Source organism: Arsenicibacter rosenii, from assembly GCF_001870735.1.
Lineage (GTDB): Bacteria > Bacteroidota > Bacteroidia > Cytophagales > Spirosomataceae > Arsenicibacter > Arsenicibacter rosenii.
Window position 1 is genome coordinate 1 of the sequence record NZ_MORL01000062.1, and the last position, 4,815, is coordinate 4,815.

Annotated in this window: 4 protein-coding genes; 1 reads left to right on the top strand and 3 read right to left on the bottom strand. The window is 54.8% G+C overall.

Features of this window, described 5'->3' with window-relative positions; all coding sequences use genetic code 11:
- The 3 genes from BLX24_RS29430 to BLX24_RS29440 form a co-directional block, all read right to left on the bottom strand.
- The coding region (locus tag BLX24_RS29430) for an aspartate/glutamate racemase family protein (protein ID WP_071506796.1) at nt 1-436 on the bottom strand (436 nt) is incomplete at its 3' end.
- A gap of 30 nt (nt 437-466) precedes the next feature.
- Nucleotides 467-1,801, bottom strand: a complete 1,335-nt coding sequence (locus BLX24_RS29435) for a four-carbon acid sugar kinase family protein (protein WP_071506797.1) — start codon at nt 1,799-1,801, stop codon at nt 467-469.
- A gap of 12 nt (nt 1,802-1,813) precedes the next feature.
- Nucleotides 1,814-3,058, bottom strand: coding sequence for a ribulose-bisphosphate carboxylase large subunit family protein (locus BLX24_RS29440; RefSeq protein ID WP_071506798.1), 1,245 nt, complete (start codon nt 3,056-3,058; stop codon nt 1,814-1,816).
- A 486-nt stretch (nt 3,059-3,544) separates the two neighbouring features.
- On the opposite strand from BLX24_RS29440, the gene BLX24_RS29445 reads away from it, so the two are divergent.
- Nucleotides 3,545-4,815: L-fucose/L-arabinose isomerase family protein (locus BLX24_RS29445; protein ID WP_071506799.1), on the top strand; the 1,271-nt coding region annotated here is incomplete at its 3' end.

Here is a 4,815-nt window from a genome sequence, read left to right on the forward strand (position 1 = left end):
CCGCCGTTAAGGCTATGTCCTTGTTCGCGGCTAACGCGCGGCGGCGGACCAGATCGCTGGTAGGGCCGAGCGTAGTCGCCAGGGTGGCAATGACCCCGATCCGGCTACCGGTCTGAACGGCCAGATCGGCCATGGGCTGGTCAACGCGCAGTACCGGCACACGGGTCAGGGCCGCGGCCGCTTCCACGGCGGCTCCGATGGATGAACAGGTAACGAGGATAAAATCGGCCCCGGCTGCTTCGGCCGACCCGACATAATCAACCACCCGCCGTGCTGTTTCGGGCGTTAGCGATCCGGTTTTAATGACGTGTTTAATCAGGCTGTCGTCAACGATATTAAACGTTTGTACGTCTGGTAAATAGTGGTTGCAGAGCTGTTGAAAGACCGGAACGAGGGTCGCAGATGTATGAATCAGGCCCAGTGTTTTTGCAGACATGTTCAGTATGAGACAGGGTTAATGATTGATTTAAACTGAGTTTTGTGCACTCCCTTGACGGAGCAGACAAAAATAATCGTCGCTTCCGACCTGGCCCCCCTTAAAGTTGACTTCCAGGCCGTGCAACGGCGAATCAGGGGCAATCGCTGTACAAAGCGGAGCGCCCGGCACCAGCGGGGCAAGCATCCGCACCGCCTCGATACCCATGGCACGGGCCGCATAACTGGAGGTATCTCCCCCTGCCACAACGACCCGTTTGGTTGCGGAGGCGCCCACCAGTTGACGGGCAATCCTGCCGAGGGTAGTACCCAGCCTCTCAGCCGGGACCGCGTTTGCTTTACCGGCCTGCTCCCCCGCCGAATGAATGACCACCGATTGCTGCCGGAGCAGCAACGGCAGGGCGGTGGCCATTACCTCACGCATAAGCCGGCTGGTTGCTTCTTCGTGGGCCAGATCTGCTACCGGGACAAGAATTTCGGCAAAGCCGTTGTCAATCGCGACCTGAATCTGCCGCGTGGCAATGGGGGAGCAACTGCCGGATATGACCAGCAGCGGTTCCGCTGGTCCGATTACCGGCCAGTCTGTTTCGGAGGAAATGTCCCCCGTTTGATTCCAGTACGCGCCGAGTGCCATTTCAATACCGGAGGAACCCACGGAAAAAACAGGCTTCGGCGCATCAATGCCTGTATCGAGCCATGCGCCGATGGTGCACAACTGCTCCGTATCGAGGGCGTCAATGAACAGAACACGCGTGCCATCAGCTACTTGTCTGTCTGCCTCCTGCCGCATCACGGCCTGGCCCTTTGCAATTTGCAGCATGTCGAGCAAACCACTTTTCAACGGTGTTTGCCTTGCCAGATGGAGCCGGAGATCACTTTCATCGGCCGGGGTTACGGGGTGTTTGCTCATGGAAGGGTGCCGGTCAAGCCGGTAGATCGCCCCCTGACTGCCAATGCCCATGCGGGCGAATAAATTGCCGAAAATACTGTAGCGGCCGAGGGCCGGAGCCGCCACCAGCACCGGCACAAAGGCTTGCTTAAACACGGCCAATCCTGTTTCGATGGCGCGGCCAATGCTGCCGGTCGTTGGTGAGGAGTCAAACGTAGAACATACTTTGTAATGCACGTGCCTGACATCCAGCGCTTTCAGCAGCGGGAAGGCCTTACTCAGGATCGCTTCCATCGGTTCAGGAGCCATCGACCGCGTGAGCCCGGCGACGCCAATGGCGTCCAGGTCCGGGTAGGCTGTGAGCTGCTCAGCAGTGGGCGTATCGATAAACAACATCGTTCGCAGACCCGCACGGCTCAGAAACTCAAGTGCATCCGTAGAACCCGTAAAATCATCCCCGAAATAGGCAAGGTACATGAGGCGTGGTGGTTATTTTTTACCAAATTTCTCTACCGACTGTCCAAACTCCGGATAAGCCACTGCCGCTTCCTCCACCGTTAAACCATCCACCGCTGCTTTCCAGGCCTGTTGCAGGGCCGTTACACCCGCCGCCGGTCCCCACGGGTGGGCCAGAATACCGCCGCCAGCCATATACAGCAGGTCAACGGTTTGGGTGCGGCGATAGGTTTCGGGTGCCTGACCACCCCATTGCCCGGACGATACGACCGGCAGCACCGAATAGCCGCCAAACATGGGGGTGAGGCAGGCTTCGATGGACTGTACGACACTATCGTCTGATTCCCAGAACTTATTCTGAATGCCGTTAACGTGAATCTGATCCACACCGGCCAGCCGCCAGAGCTTCTGATAAGCCGGGAACGCAATACCCAGCAGCGGGTGGCGGGTGAGCATGCCCCAGCCGTTCCGGTGTCCGTGAATGGCGAGTGCCCGGTTGTCACCGATTTTTTTCATAGCGGCCATGCCAACGCTGTTCAGGCTGATCATGGCACAGGTACCGCCGCTTTGCACAACCTTTTCGTAGTTGCGCTGCATGTCATCCAGCTCGGCGCTGATATTAAAGGCATACATCACCTTTTTGCCGGTCTTGTCGGCGTGGCGGTTGATCACATCCATGATGGCATCTACGCGTTCCGCAAACGGGGAGTTAGCCGTACTACCCATCAGTTCGTCATCCTTTACAAAATCGATACCGGCCTCCGCCAGGGTCTTTACCAGTCCGGCGGTGTGCTCCGGAGTCAGGCCGACGCTCGGTTTGATGATGGTGCCGGTCAGGGGTCGCCCGAATACATTGGTTAACCGGCGACACCCCTCAATGCCAAAGGCAGGGCCTTGATAGTGAGCCGCAAAGGAGTCCGGAAAATCAATATCAAGTAGTTTTAGCCCCGTAAACTGCCGTAATTCATACAGGTTTCCCTGTAGGGTCGAAAGGAGTACCGGTAGATTGTACCCGAAGTTTTCGATTGACCAGGAAACCTGTACCAGGGCCTGCTGATAGGTCCCCGACGCACTGACCGCGCCGGGAATAGCCGGTTCTGTGGACACGCCCAGTGGTGTGACCTGCTCCACACGGGCGGCAAACCGCTGCTTTAATTCATCGGTTTCGCCGGGAACGGCCACGAACGTGCCGGAAGACTGTTCCCCTGCCAGAACGGCTGCTGCCGCTTCCGGACTGTATGGGGTTTCTATTAAATAGGTAGCCGTAATGCGTTCCATTTGATCTGTTTATGACCGGCTAAATCCTCTTGTGAAAGACTCGGCCAGGGCAACTAAGTGTTTAACCGGCAGACTAACCGGCTAAATCGTATAATCCGAAAGAGAATGACAACCAGTCTGATGGTATAAAATCCAAAATTAGTAGCAATATACCTTGAGGTTTTCTGCTATCCTGGCGGTCAATTGTAGGATATTAGCCTTTTATGAAAAGCTGCCTGTGCTGTATCCCCTTGCTTTTGGGTTAGCTGAAAATTTACGGCAGGTTGACGCGTAACGAATGAAAAAAAATGGAAACCGTTAAAAAGATAATAAACGAAAGCTGTCGATTCGTATAAAGCTTAAATCGCCGTATAGTACAGATTCGGCATGGATTTATGCCAGATAATCCCGGATAAGACCGCCTATATTCTTTCTATTTGTTTTTTTTATTTTTGTTTGTTTATCTTTGCTCAGGTCCTTTACCCGACCGGACAATCGTTTAAAGCTATGCGTATTAAAGCAAAAGGTCCCGTAACGCTTGGGGTTATTATTGGAAACCGTGATTTCTTTCCGGACAAATTAGTGGCAGAGTGCCGTGCCGATCTGATGCAGGCCTTTGAAAAGGCAGGCGTTAACCCGGTCATGCTGGATGAGTCGGCTACCAAGCTGGGCGGGGTCGAAACTTTTGCGGAAGCCCGTAAATGTGCCGAACTGTTCCGCAAACATGCCGATGACATCATGGGGGTACTGGTCGTTTTGCCCAATTTCGGCGATGAAAAAGGCGTGGCCGAAACCCTGAAGCTGGCCCGCCTTGATGTACCGGTCCTGATTCAGGCCTATCCGGATGACCTTAACCGGATGGATGTAGCCCGTCGCCGGGATGCGTGGTGTGGTAAAATTTCGGTGTGCAACAACCTCTATCAGTTCGGAATCAACTATACCCTGACGACCAAACACGTCGTACATCCATCTGACCCGGGCTTTGCCGCAGACCTGTCTGACTTTATGGCTGTTTGCCGCGTCGTTAAGGGACTGCGTAATGTACGCATCGGGGCTGTCGGTGCCCGTCCCGGCGCATTCAATACCGTACGGTACAGCGAGAAAATTCTGCAACGCAACGGCATTTCGGTTGTAACCGTTGACTTGTCCGAAATTCTGGGAAAAGCCAACAAGCTTACCTATGCCGATCAGTCGGTTAAGGAGCGGCTGGAAGCCATCAATGCCTATGCCCCGGCGGGTAAAACACCGAATGACCGGCTGGGACAGATCGCCAAACTCGATGTCGTACTGGCCGATTTTATGGAAGAGCACGCATTGGATGCCACTGCCATTCAGTGCTGGACGTCGATCCAGCAGAATTATGGCTGTAACGTCTGCACCAACATGAGTATCATGAGCGAGAACATGCTGCCAAGCGCCTGTGAGGTAGACGTTACCGGTACGCTGAGCATGTATGCGATGCAACTGGCTTCGGGTTCGCCGAGTGCACTGGTGGACTGGAATAATAACTACGCCGATGACGAAAATAAATGCGTGTTGTTCCACTGCGGAAACTGGGCGAAATCGTTCCTGCCTGATATTGAGATCAGTACGGCGCCCATTCTTGGTACTACGGTGGGGGTAGAAAATACCTACGGGGCGCTTGCCGGCCGTACACCGGCCAATCCGCTGACCTTTGGCCGGATCAGCACCGACGACCCCAGGGGTGTCATGAAAGCCTACATTGGTGAGGGAGTGCTGACCGACGATCCGCTGCATACATTCGGTAACCGTGCTGT